Here is a 243-nt window from a genome sequence, read left to right as displayed (position 1 = left end):
GAACGCCTTTGCTGAATCACGCTGCTTGGTGCCCTGCTCTGGCTGGTACGAATGGCGGGATGAAGGCGGCCCCAGAAAGGAGAAGTATCACTTCGCAGCGGCGGACGGGAATCCGCTGCTGATGGGAGGGATTCTCTTCCCAGGGGAAGAAGGGCCGAAGCTGGTCACCCTGACCATCACCCCAAACCAAGCATGCGCCGAATACCACCACCGCATGCCCCAGTTCGTGCCGCATCAGCACCT

The 243-nt window shown here is 60.9% G+C and carries 1 protein-coding gene; it reads left to right on the top strand.

The window, feature by feature from the left end; genetic code table 11:
- Positions 1-243: SOS response-associated peptidase family protein (locus A3714_RS06545; protein WP_197463379.1), on the top strand; the 243-nt coding region annotated here is incomplete at both ends.

Source organism: Alcanivorax sp. HI0007, from assembly GCF_001635525.1.
Classification (GTDB): domain Bacteria; phylum Pseudomonadota; class Gammaproteobacteria; order Pseudomonadales; family Alcanivoracaceae; genus Alcanivorax.
This window is presented reverse-complemented; position numbering and strand designations above follow the sequence as displayed.